General features: G+C 53.4%; 14 protein-coding genes. 7 read left to right on the top strand and 7 right to left on the bottom strand.

The window, feature by feature from the left end; translation table 11 throughout:
• Positions 1-10: 10 nt before the first annotated feature.
• The 5 genes from VB741_RS08210 to VB741_RS08190 all read right to left on the bottom strand — a co-directional run bounded on the left by VB741_RS08210 (position 11) and on the right by VB741_RS08190 (position 6,052).
• Positions 11-787, bottom strand: a complete 777-nt coding sequence (locus VB741_RS08210) for an amino acid ABC transporter ATP-binding protein (RefSeq protein WP_442786323.1) — start codon at positions 785-787, stop codon at positions 11-13.
• Positions 788-929: 142 nt separating this feature from the next.
• On the bottom strand, positions 930-2,525 hold the full coding sequence (locus tag VB741_RS08205) for an amino acid ABC transporter permease (RefSeq protein ID WP_323364676.1): 1,596 nt from the start codon (positions 2,523-2,525) through the stop codon (positions 930-932).
• Between the two features lie 4 nt (positions 2,526-2,529).
• A complete protein-coding gene (locus VB741_RS08200) occupies positions 2,530-3,978 on the bottom strand; it encodes an amino acid ABC transporter permease (protein ID WP_323364675.1) in 1,449 nt (482 codons plus the stop codon).
• Positions 3,979-4,306: 328 nt separating this feature from the next.
• Positions 4,307-5,386: an amino acid ABC transporter substrate-binding protein gene (locus VB741_RS08195; protein WP_323364674.1), complete on the bottom strand. Its 1,080-nt coding sequence runs from the start codon at positions 5,384-5,386 to the stop codon at positions 4,307-4,309.
• A gap of 456 nt (positions 5,387-5,842) precedes the next feature.
• A complete protein-coding gene (locus VB741_RS08190) occupies positions 5,843-6,052 on the bottom strand; it encodes a hypothetical protein (protein ID WP_323364673.1) in 210 nt (69 codons plus the stop codon).
• A 121-nt stretch (positions 6,053-6,173) separates the two neighbouring features.
• On the opposite strand from VB741_RS08190, the gene VB741_RS08185 reads away from it, so the two are divergent.
• On the top strand, positions 6,174-7,412 hold the full coding sequence (locus VB741_RS08185; RefSeq protein ID WP_323364672.1) for a lipid-A-disaccharide synthase-related protein: 1,239 nt from the start codon (positions 6,174-6,176) through the stop codon (positions 7,410-7,412).
• A gap of 20 nt (positions 7,413-7,432) precedes the next feature.
• Here the strand turns inward: VB741_RS08185 and ilvN are convergent, their stop codons facing one another.
• Positions 7,433-7,960: an acetolactate synthase small subunit gene (gene ilvN, locus VB741_RS08180; RefSeq protein WP_323364671.1), complete on the bottom strand. Its 528-nt coding sequence runs from the start codon at positions 7,958-7,960 to the stop codon at positions 7,433-7,435.
• Positions 7,961-8,249: 289 nt separating this feature from the next.
• Between ilvN and VB741_RS08175 the strand changes: the two genes are divergently transcribed.
• From VB741_RS08175 to VB741_RS08150, 6 genes are all read left to right on the top strand, one after another.
• Positions 8,250-9,578, top strand: coding sequence for a hypothetical protein (locus VB741_RS08175; RefSeq protein WP_323364670.1), 1,329 nt, complete (start codon positions 8,250-8,252; stop codon positions 9,576-9,578).
• A gap of 164 nt (positions 9,579-9,742) precedes the next feature.
• Positions 9,743-9,961: a hypothetical protein gene (locus tag VB741_RS08170; protein WP_323364669.1), complete on the top strand. Its 219-nt coding sequence runs from the start codon at positions 9,743-9,745 to the stop codon at positions 9,959-9,961.
• Positions 9,900-12,872, top strand: coding sequence for a HEAT repeat domain-containing protein (locus tag VB741_RS08165; protein ID WP_323364668.1), 2,973 nt, complete (start codon positions 9,900-9,902; stop codon positions 12,870-12,872). Before VB741_RS08170 ends, VB741_RS08165 begins: the two co-directional genes overlap by 62 nt.
• Before the next feature lie 284 nt (positions 12,873-13,156).
• Positions 13,157-13,765, top strand: coding sequence for a Crp/Fnr family transcriptional regulator (locus VB741_RS08160; RefSeq protein WP_323364667.1), 609 nt, complete (start codon positions 13,157-13,159; stop codon positions 13,763-13,765).
• A gap of 34 nt (positions 13,766-13,799) precedes the next feature.
• Positions 13,800-14,495: a TVP38/TMEM64 family protein gene (locus VB741_RS08155; RefSeq protein WP_323364666.1), complete on the top strand. Its 696-nt coding sequence runs from the start codon at positions 13,800-13,802 to the stop codon at positions 14,493-14,495.
• 64 nt (positions 14,496-14,559) lie between these two features.
• Positions 14,560-15,348, top strand: coding sequence for an ABC transporter ATP-binding protein (locus VB741_RS08150; protein ID WP_323364665.1), 789 nt, complete (start codon positions 14,560-14,562; stop codon positions 15,346-15,348).
• Positions 15,349-15,428: 80 nt separating this feature from the next.
• On the opposite strand, the gene dapE is transcribed toward VB741_RS08150, so the two are convergent.
• Positions 15,429-16,622 (bottom strand): succinyl-diaminopimelate desuccinylase, encoded by a 1,194-nt coding sequence (gene dapE, locus VB741_RS08145; protein WP_323364664.1) that lies wholly within the window; start codon positions 16,620-16,622, stop codon positions 15,429-15,431.
• Position 16,623: the final 1 nt, after the last annotated feature.

Raw genomic sequence — 16,623 nt, 5'->3', positions numbered from 1 at the left:
CTACGGCACCCTACAGAATCTGAGATAAGAACTTCTGGGAACGCTCTTCCTGGGGGTTATTAAAGAACTCATCCGGCGTGTTCTCTTCCACCAGAATGCCCTCATCCATCAGCACCACCCGGTCAGCCACCTCACGGGCAAAGCCCACCTCGTGGGTGACACAAACCATGGTCATGCCCGTGTCAGCCAGGCCGCGCATAACATCGAGTACCTCGCGCACCATCTCAGGGTCAAGGGCGGAGGTGGGCTCGTCAAATAGCATGATTTTAGGCTGCATGGCTAGGGAACGTGCAATGGCCACCCGCTGCTGCTGACCACCGGACATCTGCCCCGGAAACTTATTCGCCTGAGCTAAAATCCCCACCCGCTCTAGCAGCTGCATGGCAAATTCCTCTGCGTCCCGCTTCTTTTGCTTCCGCACCCAAATGGGAGCTAAGGTGACGTTTTGCAAGACAGTCAGGTGGGGGAACAGATTAAACTGCTGAAACACCATGCCCACTTCCCGCCGCACTTCTTCGATGTTCTTTAGGTCGTGGGAAATTGTAATGCCGTCAATCGTAATGCAGCCTTTTTGATAGGGCTCCAGGGCATTAAAGGTACGGATAAAGGTGGACTTACCGGACCCCGACGGCCCCATCACCACCACCACTTCCCCCTTATAGACATCCAGGCTGACGCCCTTCAGCACGTTGAAGCCGTTGTCGTACCACTTCTCCACATCCCTAGCCACAATTACGGCCTTACTGTCGACGTTGCCATTGGCCTGGCCATTGGACTGATTGGTCATGGTCATATCAGTTGGGGTCATCGTATGATTCCTTGTATTTTGACATTTACCCCCGGTGACGATAATGCCTTCGACACGGGATTTAACAGACTTTGTTACTCCCGGTAACGATGTTGCCTTCGACCCGGGATTTAACAGATCTCTATCGCTCGGTATTCAACGCCATTTCAATGCGGCGACTGCCCAGGGACATGGCATAGCAGAAGAACCAATAGAGCAGGGCAATAAACAGATATGCTTCGGCATAATCCCCCAGGTATTTGGGGTTCGCCAAAATACTATTGCTAATGCCCAGTAGCTCCACCAGTCCGACAATGCCTAGTAGGGTTGTGTCTTGGAAAAGACTAATAAACTGACCCACAATTGCCGGAATAGCGGTTTTCAGGGCCTGGGGTAATACGATCAGGGCTAGGGTGAGGGGACTGTTCAGCCCCAAGGATGCAGCTGCTTCCGCCTGTCCCCGGGGGATGGCTTGCAGACCGGCCCGGATGTTTTCTGCTAGGTAAGCGGAGCTGAATAGGGTAAGGCCCACAATCGCTCGCACAATGTTGTCAGGCCGCACCCCCTCTGGCAAAAACAATGGAATCATCACCTGGCCCATAAACAAAATCGAGATCAACGGCACACCGCGAATGAGTTCGATATAGGCAATGGAAAAGCCCTTGATGATGGGTAGCTGGCTGCGTCGTCCCAGGGCCAGCAACACCCCCATAGGAAAACAGAGGACAATACCGGTAATAGCTAAGAACAGGGTGAGGGTAAGACCGCCCCAGTTATTGGTGCCAATGGCCTTAAGACCAATGGTGCCCCCCAGCAAATCGGCCACGGTCATAATCACAAAGTAGCCGAGGCCAAACATCAGGCCGACGATCACAAAGGTGGTGAGGGTCTTTCGGTCGGCCAAAATGGGCACTAGCAAGGACACGAAGGCTAGGTAGGTAACCAGGGTGACAATCTTGAGGGGCAAGGGCACGTTCAAGAAGCCATACAGTGGCCAAAACAGGGCTAAACTGCCGCCAAACCAGAGCACTCGCATGGCCCAAATGCCAACGATATTGTCGCTAATGGTATCAATTACGTCGAACTTGGTTAGCAGTTTGAAGACGATGGAGGCTAACCAAATGCTCAGGGCAATGGTGGCCACCAGGAAAATTAGACTATTGCGGATATCCCCCCCGGCCAACATCAGTAGGGAGAGGGCATAGACTAAAAACCAAGCCGCTGAGAGAAACTGGGTCAGATTGAGCTTTCGCTGTCCCAGAATTTTTCCGCCCCAGGCACAAGCTAGGGTCAAAATCACCATGGCAATCAGTTTGACGGCCGATGGACGGGTGAGGGGGAAAATAATTAGCCCCGCACAGAGAACACCTACGCCAATTAAAATGTTGCGGCTAAACAGGTTGGCCTGATTTCGCACTAGGAGGCCCCAGGTGACACCGGCCATGGCCACATTCAACCCCAGCATGGACCAAATGCGGGGACGCAGCTCCTCTGGATACAGACCTGACATGAATAGGGCCAGGTTGTTTGGCACCACGGCCCATTTAGCCAGATTGAAGGCCCAGTTAAACATGCCCCACACGGACAATAGTATTGCCACGCCCAGAATGACCGTCAACAGGCTGTTGTACCAGGTGTTGAAGAGGTTTTTTCGCAGCCAGGCCATCGGCCCTGACTGGACGATGGGGGGCGGGCTGGATTCTACCAATAGGGGTGAATTGGGTGAAGTTGTTGTCATGGCCCTACCGCTCCTTGAACTGAACAGCGCTGTTGAGTTGATTCATATTGAACGAAATCAGAAGGTTGATAATCAGATAGGTGGCCATCATGAGTAAAAAGACTTCCACCGGTCGTCCTGTCTGGTTAAAGGTGGTGTTGGCCACGGAGTACAGGTCGGGATAGCCAATGGCTAAGGCCAAACTGGAGTTCTTGGCCAGGTTGGCAAATTGACTGTTAAGGGGTGGGATAATCACCCGTAGGGCCTGGGGAAACACCACCATGCGCATGGCTAGCCCGGAGTTTAACCCTAGGGACCGGGCGGCTTCCCATTGGCCCTGGGATACGGATTGGATGCCAGCTCGGACGATTTCGGCAATAAAGGCTCCGGTGTAGAAGGTTAGGCCGGTAACGATGGCCGCATATTCTAGGGAGAGCTTGAGTCCACCGGTAACGCCGCCGGTAAAGGTGCCGTCATCCTTGAGGGCGGCAACGGGGGATTGCCAGCCGAGGGCAAATAGAAGAATGACTAGACCGAGCAGCAGTAGGAGTGCGATCGCAATCAACTGAGGCTTACCAGACTCCCCCTGCTCCGCAATCATCTTGGTGCGCCACCGGGCCAACACCACCAACGGAATAATCAACACCAGCAGCACTATCACCCACAGCCCCTGGGGACTAGACATGAGGGATGGAAAGGCCCCTTTGAAATACACCCCTTTTCCAGCATTCCAATTGAACAACAGGAAAAATTCAGTCACCAGCAAAACAGGAATTAGCAGCAGATTAAAGCCATAGCCCATTAAAGAGCCAATGCCGCCCCGATAGCTGCCGCTGCGCACCACCTTGATGGAATTAAAGAATAAACCAACCAACAGTAGGGACACCGCCAACAGAATCAGCCCAGTCCAGGTATCGGGGGTAAAGGAAGGGCCAGGGATATAAATTCCCTTTTTACTCAGCACAAACCAGCTCAGATTGGCATTAGGAAACACAAACGGGTTCCTTGGCGCTGGAAAGCTAAAGAAAACGGCCAGGTACCAGAAAAATAGCTGGAGCAACAGCGGCACGTTTTGCACCAACCCCACATAGGCCCGGCTAATTTTGTTAAGCAGCCAGTTATTGGAGAAACTTGCCACCCCCGCCGCAATTCCCATGATGGTGGCCAAAATCACCCCCAAAATCATCACCCGCAGGGAGTTGATGATGCCCACTTGAATTACTTTAGTGTAAGTATCCTGAGCTTCATAGTCCAACAGACTTTCGCCGATGGCAAATCCAGCCGGATTTTTTAGAAAGCTAAAGCCAAACTTGATGCCCCTACCGAGCATGTTGTCATTTAGGGTGGCCGAGAAGTGCCAAAGCAAATCCACCACAAACAAAACAATCAACGCCTGGAAAGCGATCTTCCAAAAGCGTTCGTCTCTTAGCAGAGACTGAATACCAGAAATCGGACTGTTACTTCTACTGGCCATAGGGAACAGATAACAATGGGCTGGGCAAGGGCAATAAACAAGAACTAACCGCGCTCAATCATCATAGAGCTGAGGCGATAGGAGATTCTAGCTTTTTTTCCCTGGGCGATTAAAACTGTTAGTAAACGTAATGTAATTTTCTGGGCTTTGCGGTGTGATGGGCTACCGTGGCGGTAATTGATCACAATATGAAACAAAAAATAAAACAAAAAAATAGGGGCCTTAATAGGCCCCCACAAGACTCATGTTACAAATGTTTAAACCAATATCCAATGGTATCCATTAAGCATATCCATTAGATCCTGGGACCATCAGCCCGCTAGACGCTCTAGCGGAAAGGAGGTGCATACATTAGGCCGCCATCGGTCCAAAGAGCATTCTGACCCCGCTCAAGCTTAAACACAGACTCTTGACCCAGGTTACGCTCAAAGATTTCACCGTAGTTACCCACGTGCTTAACAGCTCGCACCATAAAGTCATTGGGCAGACCCATGTCTGTACCCAAGGTACCTTCTGCGCCAACAAAACGGAGGATATTGGGATCCTCACTGCTGGTGGCCGCTTCAATGGTGTCAGCAGTCAGGCCAAACTCTTCTGCCTGGATCAAACCATAGGTGACCCACTTGACAGTATCAAACCAAGCCGAGTCATTGTTGATCGTCACAGGACCTAGGGGTTCCTTAGACATGGTGACGTCTAGCACAACATGGGCCTCAGGCTCACTGAGGGTACTGCGGCGAGCTACTAGCTGAGATTTATCCGAGGTAAACGCATCACAACGGCCTTCCTCGTAAGCAGAATAGCCCGCATCGGCATCTTTGAAGACCACCGGCTCAAAGGTAATACCCCGCTGACGAAACTGGTCAGTTAGGTTCAGCTCAGTGGTGGTACCAGTCTCAACACAGATGGACAGACCATCCATATCTTCGAGGGTGGTGACGCCGCTGTCGCCACGCACCATCATGCCCTGACCATCAAAGAACGTAGTGGGGGCAAACTCCATACCTACAGAGGTGTCGCGACTGATAGTCCAGGTAGTGTTCCGGGAGAGCATGTCCACTTCACCCCCCTTCAAAGCCTCAAACCGCTCGGTGGAATCTAAGTTGCGATATTCAACCGCATCGGGATCATCAAATAAAGCAGCGGCTACAGCCCTACAAACATCCACGTCTAGACCGGAATAGGTACCGGTATCGTCAACAAAGCTAAATCCAGGAATACCCCCGTCAACACCACAGTTGAGGGTGCCGCGCGCAATAATAGCTTCCAAACGACTACCACCATCTCCAGCTGCTTCCCCGGCAACGCTCGTAGCCGCCGTATCCCCTGCATCTTGAGTACCACCGCATGCAGCCAGCGGTAGGGCAACAGCGACGAGCGCTGCCAATGAAAAACCCCATTTTGCCATAATTACCTCACACACACTTATTTAAGACAGAGCAGGTCAGCTTGACCAAAAAGCTGACAATTCCTAGCTAGAAAGCAAACTCGATTCCACGATCAAAGACCGTAGCCTGGAATACACCTGTACGTTTAAGCTGGAATTTTCTGCATTCTAAGACGTTATGTTATCGCCTGCCAGGAATAAATACGTATAATACGCGGCAGTTGTGACAAGAATATGGGAGCAAAAGGGACTGTTTTCCTTAGGACAGCAGGACTTTGTATTGCAGATAACTATTTTTTAATTTTGGGTAATTTTTAAGACTTGCCTCTTCTGACCTACGTAAAACCCACCCAATCTATGCAAACCATAGAGACAGCACTGGGAAATTATTGGAGGTTATCCCCTTTATGGCCCCTTGATTTTGATCCGCCCCCAACCCCTTAGAACGGCCCAAGAAACTGACCTAAAACTAATGCCCTATTTACTTTGTGCCATATCTCGGATCAATGAAATCTTAGATTGAATGTAGCGATTCACCTGGGTTAGTTCAGCATTATCCAGGGGAGACTGATGACACAGCTGCTCGACAACCCAACTAGCCAAACTCTGATCGTCTAGGCTGAGGAGATGATTACTGTGGGCAGCGTCAATGACGGACCACAGCTGACGAAGCAGAAAAGGAGACATGTAATTTAAGATTTTTTTAACATTCTCACTTCCATTATCACCATTACCCGGCGAACTGGATGTTTATTTTTGACAAGTTTGCTCCTTGGCCAGGGAGCCTAGCTCAAGATTGGTCGCTGCGATGAGGCTACTTTGTATCAGTAATGGGCACGGGGAAGATCTGATCGCGGTCAGGATTTTGCAGGCCGTGCAAGGGTTATTGCCACATTTGGAAATGGCCGCCTTGCCGATTGTGGGGGAGGGTTGGCAGTACCAAAAAGCCGGGATTGAGATTATTGGGCCAACAAAGCAAATGCCATCCGGTGGGTTTATCTACATGGACAGCCAGCAGCTGGCTCGGGACCTCCAGGGCGGTCTGCTGCAGCTGACGGTGGCCCAGCTAAGGGCGATGGGTCAGTGGTTGCGGACCGATGATGTGGTGTTGGCGGTGGGGGACATTGTGCCCCTGTTGTTTGGCTGGCTAAGCCGCTGTGCCTATGGATTTGTCGGGACCGCCAAGTCTGAATACTATGTGCGGGACGAACAGGGAAACTGCTTGGATCGGTCCACGCTGCTGGATGTCCTGGATTTTCAGCGCACCTGTGTCTATATGCCCTGGGAACGGTGGCTGATGCGGCGCAGCGCCTGTGTGTTTCCCCGCGATGGCATAACGACACGGCGACTGCAGCAATGGGCGGTGGAGGCCTATGATGCGGGCAATCCGATGATGGATGGTTTTTTGATTCCCCCGGCTCATGGGGCCACGGACCCGGAACGCTTGACGGTCCTCCTATTGCCTGGGTCGCGTGCACCGGAGGCCTATGAAAATTGGCAACGGCTGCTGGTGGGGGTCGACGATATTAACCGCCATTTGAGCCAGCCCGTGACGTTTTTGGCTGCCATCACCGCCAGTCTAGAACTGGCCCAACTGACGACGATCCTGATGGCCCATGGCTGGCAGGCGGACGGCCCACCGGACGGTCCACTGGGCGGCCAGAACTATCGGCAAGGGGAAAACACCCTATCCATGGCTGCAGGAGCATTTATGGACTATACCCAGCGAGCGACGGTGGCGATCGCAACTGCCGGCACCGCCACCGAGCAATTCGTGGGCCTGGGTAAACCGGTGATTACCTTACCGGGCAACGGTCCCCAATTTACCCACAGCTTTGCCCAGGCCCAGGCTCGGCATCTTGGTCCCTCTGTCACCCTGGTGTCCCATCCCCATCAGGTGGCTGAAACGGTGCGATCAATCTTGGGTAATCCAGAACGTCAGGCGGCCATATACAAAAACGGACGGCACCGCATGGGACCGCCGGGCGCCAGTCAGAGAATCGCTGAGATTCTGGCTAAAACCCTCTTGGCTAAATGTCTGAGCTAGGCAGCTGAGCGCAGCCGAAGCTAAGCAATCAACGCACTGGCGGTCTGGGCTTTCAAGTATTCCGTATTCACCCCAGACTCACGGGTGAGGGCAATTTTACCCGTGCGGGCAATCTCGCGAATGCCAAAGCGATCGAGGACCTGAACAATGGCCACCATTTTGCCTGGATCGCCCACTACTTCTATGGTCAGGGACTCATCGGAGGCATCCACCACCCGCGCCCGAAAGATCTGGGCAAAGTTAATAATCTCTGAACGGGTGTCATTGGTGGCATTGACCTTAATCAACATCAGCTCCCGTTCAACGGAGGGTTTGTCGGTAATGTCGTTCACCTTGAGCACGTTGATCAGCTTGTAGAGCTGCTTGGTCAACTGCTCAATCACGCCATCATCGCCGGGTACCACCATGGTGATGCGAGAAACCCCTGTCTGCTCAGTGTGACCAACGGCCAGGCTCTCGATGTTAAATCCGCGACGGGCAAACAGGCCGGCAATCCGAGAGAGAACGCCTGCTTCGTCTTCGACCAAAACAGAAAGGGTGTGTTTCATAGGAGGGACATGGATGGATGGCTAATTATTTTAGGCCAGAACCCTGGCTTCTGATCGCCAGCTTGATAGAACGCAAGAACCTGATATGTCAGCCAAAAGCTTGGGGCTAAAGCCTGGGGACTGAAACTTGAGAGGCTGAAGTCCAAGGTCTGCAGAAGCATCCTGATACTGCAGCCTGTTCATGGAATCTTTACACATGCTAATGCAAACAGTTCCCTAGACCCTGGTCCTAGAACTCGGCAGAAAAACCTGGCATCCGTTCATCAATTCCTGGTGGGAGCACAGACACATGCACGTACTGTTAATTGGGGTAAATGGCGGGGAACTAGCTAAGGACTATGTCAAACAGTCCCCTGCGATCGCAAACATTAACGCCCTCAAGCAAACACTATTAACCGAAGTTGATGACCTGCGTGGGGATCAGATCACCACATTAATCGACCCGAACCTGTGGCAAATGCGGCATGCCATTGCCCTCATGACCTATCGGTGTCGTCACGATGATCTGTGTCTGATTTACTACACGGGCTGCGGTGTAATCGATGCCCGCACCGGCAGCCTTTATCTGTCCGCCAACGATACCAAACTAGATACCCTGTCCACATCTACCCTGTCCAGTGACTATATCCGCCATGCCCTGCCGTCCCTACAAGCCGGGTTAAGTCGGGTGATGATTCTAGACTGCATGTGGGGGGCCCTGCCGCCCCAGCCCAGCCCTGCTCCCCCAATCGCCCAGCAGAACAGCCAGCAGAACAGCTCGCGCCTATCGGCGACTCAGCTGGCGGACTGCAACTGTGCCCTATTCACCGCCCTAGGCAGTAACGCCCAGCCCTGGCCCAGGGCAGACCAGGGTCTGTCCCTATACACCCATTGCTTAATCGAAGGCATCACCACCGGTCTGGCCGATGTGGACGCTGATGGCGGCATTTCCCTGGGGGACTTGCAAACCTACATGGCCCAGGCCCTAGAGCAGACCTCTTTGGAGATTTTCCCTTTGGCCTGCTTGGGCGACAGCGGCGATGCCCAAGCTCCCCTATGGCCCGCCCAAACCTATACCCCCGAGCGGGAATATCACCGTAGCGTGGTCGAATACGCCCAGCGCCACCGGGGGCATATTGCCCCGGCCGAGCGCAATATTCTAGAATTTTTGCGTCACCAGCTGGGAATTACTTTGCAGCAGGCCCAGGCCATTGAGACCGAGGTGATAACCCCCTACGCCGTCCATCAAGAGCATTGCGATCGCTATCGCCATGCCTTGATCACCGCCCTAGAGCTGGAAACCCCCTTGGGCACCCCATTAAAAAAGTGGCTGCGGCATCTCCAGGGGGAGCTATCCCTCAGCTATGAAGAGGTGTCCAACATTGAGGCCCAGGTCTGCGCCCACCCACAGGCCCAACACCATCTGCCCCAGCAGCAAAACCTGTCCCGGTGGCTCACACCGTTGGCAACCCCCAAGCTGGTCGCCGCCAGTCCCGAGCGCCGTGGCAACGGTCACGCTAATGGCCAGAGCAATAACGACTCCGGCAACAGCCACATCCAAGGGCAGGTCAACGATCCTGTCAACGGCCATGCTAGCAGTCACGGCAAGGGGCACTTCAGCCGGATCCCGGATCATTGAGGGCTGAAGCTGCAGGATGCGGCCCCGCAGGATGTGGCCGGTCACCGGAGCAGCCTCAACTACGAAACATCAACAAACTTTCTATAAATCCTATCCCAGGGGCACTATAGGCCTTAAGCCTATGCTGAATGCAATGGCTGCATGTAGCCATTGCATTCGGATACATGCAGCCATTGCGGGTGATGTACCTGGCCGGTCTGTTAGAACAGATGCGCCAAATTACGCCAGATTGTGTCAGATTGCTATTGCTGATTCTCAAACGATCCGGTAGCGTCATGGGCATGATCGTCATCGGCTTTGCGTTAGCTATCCTATTTGCCCATGCAGTCGGCTCCGTCCCACTCCCCGCCCCCCTGGCTCCAAAAAATATTTACCGTCCTTAACCTGCGCCCAGAAGAAGGCCATCGCACCCTGCTGCTGTTTGCCTTTTACACCCTCATGTCCATGGGGATTATGTGGCTGGAGGTGAGTTCTGCCGCCCTGTTTTTAGAACAGTATGGGGCCAACAAACTACCGCTGATTTATTTATTTAGTGCGGTGGTGGGGGTAAGCCTAGGCAGTATCTATTCTTGGCTGCAGCGGCTGATGCCCCTGCGTCAGGTGATTGTGCTGATTGCCCTGCTGATCACCTTACCCATTTCCCTGTTCCGCATTGGCTTAGATGTGGTGGTGTGGGCCCCAATGACGATTTTTGCCATGCGGTTGTGGATGGAATCCATCACCAACCTGAATGAGCTGAATCTGGCGGTGTTAGCCAACCAGCTGTTTAATATTCGGGAGATTAAACGTACCTTCCCGCTGATTAGCAGTGGGAACCTGGTGGCCGATACCCTCAGCGGGTTTACCCTATTTGCGGTGCTAGGTTTTTTAGATATTAAAAATGTTATTTACCTAGTGCTGGGCATCATGCTGGTGGCCACCGGTGTGCTGTTTTACATCAGCAATACCTATCAGCATGCGTTTCCCGACTCTAAGCGCCGCATCGTTGAAGTCTCCAATGTGAACTTTGCCGCCCGCCGCCTAAGGAAACTGATTCGGCGCTATGTGCTGCTGTTGGTTAGCTTTTTCGTGATCGCCCAGATGCTGCTGTATTTGGTGGAATATCAGTACCTCAACCAGCTAACGGTGCAGAACTTTAGTGTTGATACTATGGCCAAGTTCCTAGGCATCTTCACAGGGGTGTTGGGGCTGGCGGAGCTGGTCACCCAGCTGTTTACCTCCAGTCGACTGATTGAGCGGTGGGGGTTGTTTCTGACTACTGGTTTCCTCCCTGCCGTGGTGGCGGTCCTCAGCTGTCTATGTTTGGTAGTGAGTTTACCGGCCTTGGGGGGGAGCAAGTGGCTGTTTATCGGGCTGGTGATTCTTAAATTTATTGATGAATGGCTGCGTTACACCATCGTGGTCAGCAGTCGTCCGGTGCTTTTTCAGCCAATTCCAGCCCAGCGGCGGGCCAGGGTACAGTCCTTGGTGGGTGTGTCAGAGGCTGTGGCCATTGGCCTGGTGGGGGTGGGAATTTGGGTCATCCTAGCCCTGGTTCAACACATTAGTTGGATGCAGGGGGACACCCTGTTTTTGCTGATTACCCTGGGGCTATCGCTGCTGTGGTTGGGGAGCATTTTTTTGTTGCGATCGCAATACCTCAACCTGCTCGTCCTTACCGCTGAACGAGGCCTACTGAACTTTACCGATGCCAATCTGCGGGTACTCAAACAGGCGATTATCGAAGCCCTGGATAAACCCGGCCCCGAGGCCGACAAACGCTCCTTGATCGAGCTGTTAACCCAGATCGAACCCCGCAGCATTAGCGAGGTGCTGGCTCCGATGTTAAGCGACCTATCGCCGGGGCTGCAGCAGCAAAGCCTAGAAACCATGCTGGTCTATCCAGACCCCACCTTTACCGGCTACGTCGATGCCCTGATTTACCCCGCCCAGGAACCGCAAATTTTGGCCTTGGCCGTCCGCTACGTGTGGCTCACCCAGACCGATGCCGATGTGAACCAGCTCAAACCCTATCTCCAACCCACCGTTGATCCGGTGGTGCGAGGCACCGCCTCCTCCATGCTGCTCAAGCGGGGTAGCACCATAGAGCGGGCTCGTGCCACCTACATCCTGAAGCAGATGCTCACCCATCAGGAGGAACGGGAGCGGGTGATGGGCTGTCGGGCCTTGGGGGAAGCTGACTATATGCAGGGGTTGAGGCTGCACGTGGACAATTTGCTGCAGGACGACTCCCTCCGGGTACGTCGCTCAATGCTGGAAGCCATTGCTGCCACCCGGCTGGAGAAATATTATCCCAACCTGCTGCAGGCCCTGATCTACAAGAACACCCGAAAAGCGGCCATACAGGCCCTGGTGGACCTCGGTGACGATGTCCTGCCCATGCTGACCCAGCTGGCAAATAATCGATATCAGTCGGATGCGTTGAGGCAACAAGCCTGGAACGTAATTGGTCAGATTGGCACCCTCAGGGCCATGAATCTGCTCGCATCTAACCTCCTCACATCCTGGGGAGAACCGCGCCGCTGGCTCCTACGCATTTTGGTCAAGCTCTCGGATGAGGAGGGTTTACGCCGCTCATCCGACATTGAAATTGCCCCCGATCAGCTGGGTCGCCAGGGGGTGGAAAAATTGCTCAACCAGGAATTACAGTTTATTGGACAGCTCTGTAGCGGTCTTGTGGACTGCTCCGCTGATAAGGCGACCGGCGAAACCTTTGACTTGCTGCGCCGATCGCTGCAGGACATGAAAACCGATGCCATGGAGCGAATGTTTTTGCTCATGCGGCTTCTTTATACATCCTCCACCATTCAAGCGGCAGAACTCAGCTTAGATGGGTCCGCATCTAGTCGGGCTAGGGGGTTAGAGATTTTAGATAACACCTTGGATATTCCGGCTAAACGCGCTGTTCTGACGCTGTTTGAGCAGTCTAGTGAGGAGGCCACCATAGCCGCTGTTGGGCCGTTGGTCAGTTATACCCCCCTCAGCCCCCAGGAACGTCTGCGCAATCTGATCGAGCTCAGACATTTTCTGTCGGCGTGGGGCTTGGCCTGCTGCTTTCATGTGGCCACTGCAGAAAAGTGGAGCATCCGTTCTGACCATGTAAGGGCATCCCTGAATCACCCGATGGGCTTTGTGCGAGAGGCTGTTTTAAGCTACCTAGACATGGCCTCACCCCGGACGTTGAAGTACCTATTACCCAAGATGGTGAATGATCCAAATCGCCTTGTGGCTGAGCAGGTCCAGAAAATGCTTAAAAAGTATGGGGGGCATGGGGCAGTGGGCTTGAAAACATAGGGCTCGGTTGTCTCTGTTTGGCTGGGCCTGCCCAGCATATTGTTCACCCCTTGGGTGGGTAATGTTTGATGGGTAATGTACTGAGTTGTCTTGCATCGTCTCCAGCGGAGGGGTACACTCCATTACCAAGCAGCAGGACTATGACAGCTATGACATGGATTGTTCTGGCTGTAGGCTGCCCTCAGCTTTACCCAGCTAGATGTTCATGTATGGCTGCTGTACTGGCATGAATGTATTCGAAGATTGTATTGACAAGATAGTTTTAGCAACAAACCCGGTTCACTATGCTCACTAGCGTTGATCGTTTATTGTTCGTTCGGGCTGTGCCGATCTTTACTGAGTTGCGGGATGACTTTTTGGTGCGGCTAGCATCGATTATGGATGAGCTGTCGTTTCCGGCTAACCATGCCATTTTTAGGGAAGGGGAGGAGGGACGCTCGCTCTACATCGTGGTATCGGGTCGGGTTCGGGTGCATTTGCGATCGCAGGAGCTAACCACCCTAGAAAAGGGCACTTGTTTTGGTGAAATGTCCCTGTTTGATGCGGAACCCCGCTCCGCCTCGATCACCACCCTCAACCCCTGCGACTGTCTGGTGCTCACCCAACAGCAGATGTATGAAGCCATTGAGGAAACCCCAGGCATCGCCGTCAATATTATTCGCATGCTGTCTCGCCGCATCCGAGAAATTAACAAAGAGCTTAACCGTCGCCAATCATCCTCCAATCAACCCACCAAGCTCTCCCCCGGGCTCCAGGATGCCCTTCAGGAAGTCAGTGCCACGGGTAGTCTGACGGACAATGTCACCCCAAGACCCGCTGCCCAGCCCGTCCGTCCGGTAGTCACCGCGTCCCAGGGTCAAAAAAATCTCCATGAAAGCCCATGGCCCCTGTAGGTCATAATGCAGGAGATGTAGGGAGCGGCCTTCGATGATCGATCAACAGCCAGAACCGGAAAAACAGCCAGGGAAACAGCCGGGGAAACGGCTAGGTAAGTGGCTGAAGTTTTTGGGAATTGCGATCGCCACCATCCTGATCATTGGAGTCATTCAACGCTACGGCATCAGTCAGCTACGGGCCAATGTTGACAGCCTAGGGGTTTGGGCTCCCCTAGCCCTATTTTTCCTCCGCTTTACCAGCGTCGTTATTCCCGCCCTGCCAGGAACCGCCTATTCGGTCCTCGCCGGAGGTCTACTGGGCTTCCACCAGGGACTCGTCGTCATTTGCCTAGCCGACACTTTCTCCTGCAGCCTCAGCTTTTTCCTCTCCCGACGGTTTGGCCGCAGCTTTGTTCAACGACTCATCGGCGAACGATTTATCACCCGAGTCGACAACCTCAGCCAGAAGCACCTAGAGCGCAATTTCTTTCTCATGACCGCTTTTCTGATGACGGGGTTTTTCGACTTTGTCGCCTATGGCATTGGCCTCACCCAAGCCTCCTGGCTACGCTTTTTCCCCGCCCTCATCCTCAGCATCGTCATCTCCAATCCCCCCATCGTCGCCCTAGGAGCTGGTCTCCTAGAAGGGGGCAAACTGTTGTTAGTATTTGCTATTCTAGGGGCCTTTGCCCTCGCCATTTTAACCGGAGTCCTCCAGCGAAAACAGTCCATAGATGCACCAGATTGACCCATGGCTGCGCTTAAACTGGACCTAAACAGGACCAAACGGAGCCTCAACAAAACATCTAACCATGGTTCTAGAAACACGTGACCTCAGGGGTGGCTACGGCAACCAAGCCATCATTGACCAGGTCACCCTAGCCCTCAACCCAGGTGAATGGCTCAGCATCTTAGGGGCAAACGGCTCCGGTAAATCCACCCTATTAAGACTGCTAGGACGCATCCTGTCCCCCCAGCAGGGAAGTATTTTGCTCAACGGTCAAGATATCCAACGGTTGTCGCCCACAACCATCGCCCAAAAGTTAGCCCTACTGCCCCAGCAACAAATTTTACCGACGGGGGTCACCGTTTATCAGCTAGTCAGCCTAGGTCGTTCTCCCCATCAACCCTGGTGGCAATGGGAGCTGGGAACCGAAGACCGCGAGCACATTGAACAGGCCTTGGTCTGGACAGAAGTCGAACAGTATCGCCATCAGGCCGTATCGGCCCTATCTGGGGGGCAACGACAACGAGCTTTTTTGGCCCTAGCCCTGGCCCAACAACCCCAAGTCCTACTCTTAGATGAACCCACCACCTATCTGGACATCCACTACCAGTTACAGATTCTAGAACTCCTCAAGCGGCTAAATCAACAGACTGATCTCTCCATTGTCACCGTCCTGCACGACATCAACCTCGCCGCCCGCTATAGCGATCGACTAGCCTTCATGCGCAGAGGAAAAATATGGGCCCTAGGCCCTGTGCTCGACACCCTCACTCCCAACATTGTGAATGAAGTATTTGACGTGGACGTAGCAATTTTAGATACCCCGGTAGGTCCACAGATCTGCCCATTAGCAGCCAGCAAAACCACCCATTAAAAAAGCCCTTGCTCAAACAGCCACTGGGCCATAGGGTCTACCCCTGCCCTGGCAGATAGACCCGATGCACTATGTCCCCCTCATCCCTTAAAAAACTTGTCAATGATGCGCTCGTAAACCTGATGTAGTTCATGGATATGGGCAATGGGTATATGCTCCCCAATCTGGTGCATGGTGTTATCCAACGGCCCATATTCCACTGTCACACAGTGGGGCACCAGATAGCGGGCATCGGTAATGCCCCCTTCGGTACTCAGTCTGGGACGCCGATGGGCAATCTCTTCCACTGCATCCTGCACTAGGGCGACAAAACTATCGTCCGGGTCTGTGCGAAAGGCTTCGCCACTTACCCGAAAGCGAATATCGTACTCAGTGCCATACTCACGGGCAATGGGGTCTACCGTTTCACGGATTAACTGCTGTAACCCATCCCCGGTTTGTTCATCGTTAAACCGAATATTAAACCGCAGTTTTACCTCCGATGGAATTACATTTTCTGCACAGTTAGCAGTTTCAAACTGGGTCATTTCTAGGTTTGAAGGCTCAAACCAATTGTTGCCATTGTCCAATGGGAGATTTTGCAGTGCCGTCACCATGGCCACTGCTGCGGGTACTGGGTTCAATACATTGCGCTGGTAGGCCACATGCCCCTGTTTGCCCTTGACGGTAATAAACGTGTTGATACTGCCCCGGCGGCCAATGTGGACACAGTCCCCCATTTCCAATGGATTTGTCGGCTCGCCCACTACACAGGCATCAATTTTCTCTCCCCGTGCTTCTAGCCATTTCATCACCGGTTTGGTGCCGTTAATGGCTTCGTGCTCCTCATCGCCGGTAATGATGAAACTGAAGGAGCCCTTAAAACGGTCTTTGTTCTGGGCTAACCAGGTGGATACTGCCGCAATAAAGCAGCCGATTCCGGCTTTCATGTCGACGGTGCCCCGCCCCCATAGGATGCCGTCTCGAATTTCTCCTTTGTAGGGATCAATATCTCCCCAACGCTCTCGATTGCCTTCCGGGACCACATCGGTGTGACCGGCAAAGGCTAGGTTGGGGGCTTCGGTGCCCAGGCGGGCGTAGAGGTTGTCTACTGGGTAGCTGCCGGGTTCATTGTGGAAGGTCATGCGGTGGCAGGTGAAGCCGAGGAGTTCTAGATGGCGTTGGACAACGTCTAGGCCGCCTTCTCGGTCGGGGGTGACGCTGGGGCAGCGGATGAGTTCTTGGGTGATGTTTACTGGGTCGAGGATGAGGGTATTGAGGGGAGTAGTGGTCATG

Origin of the sequence: Leptothoe sp. PORK10 BA2, from assembly GCF_034932105.1 — a bacterium.
Lineage (GTDB): Bacteria > Cyanobacteriota > Cyanobacteriia > Phormidesmidales > Phormidesmidaceae > Leptothoe.
The sequence above is the reverse complement of the archived record's forward strand: the minus strand, read 5'-3'. Positions and strand labels throughout refer to the sequence as shown.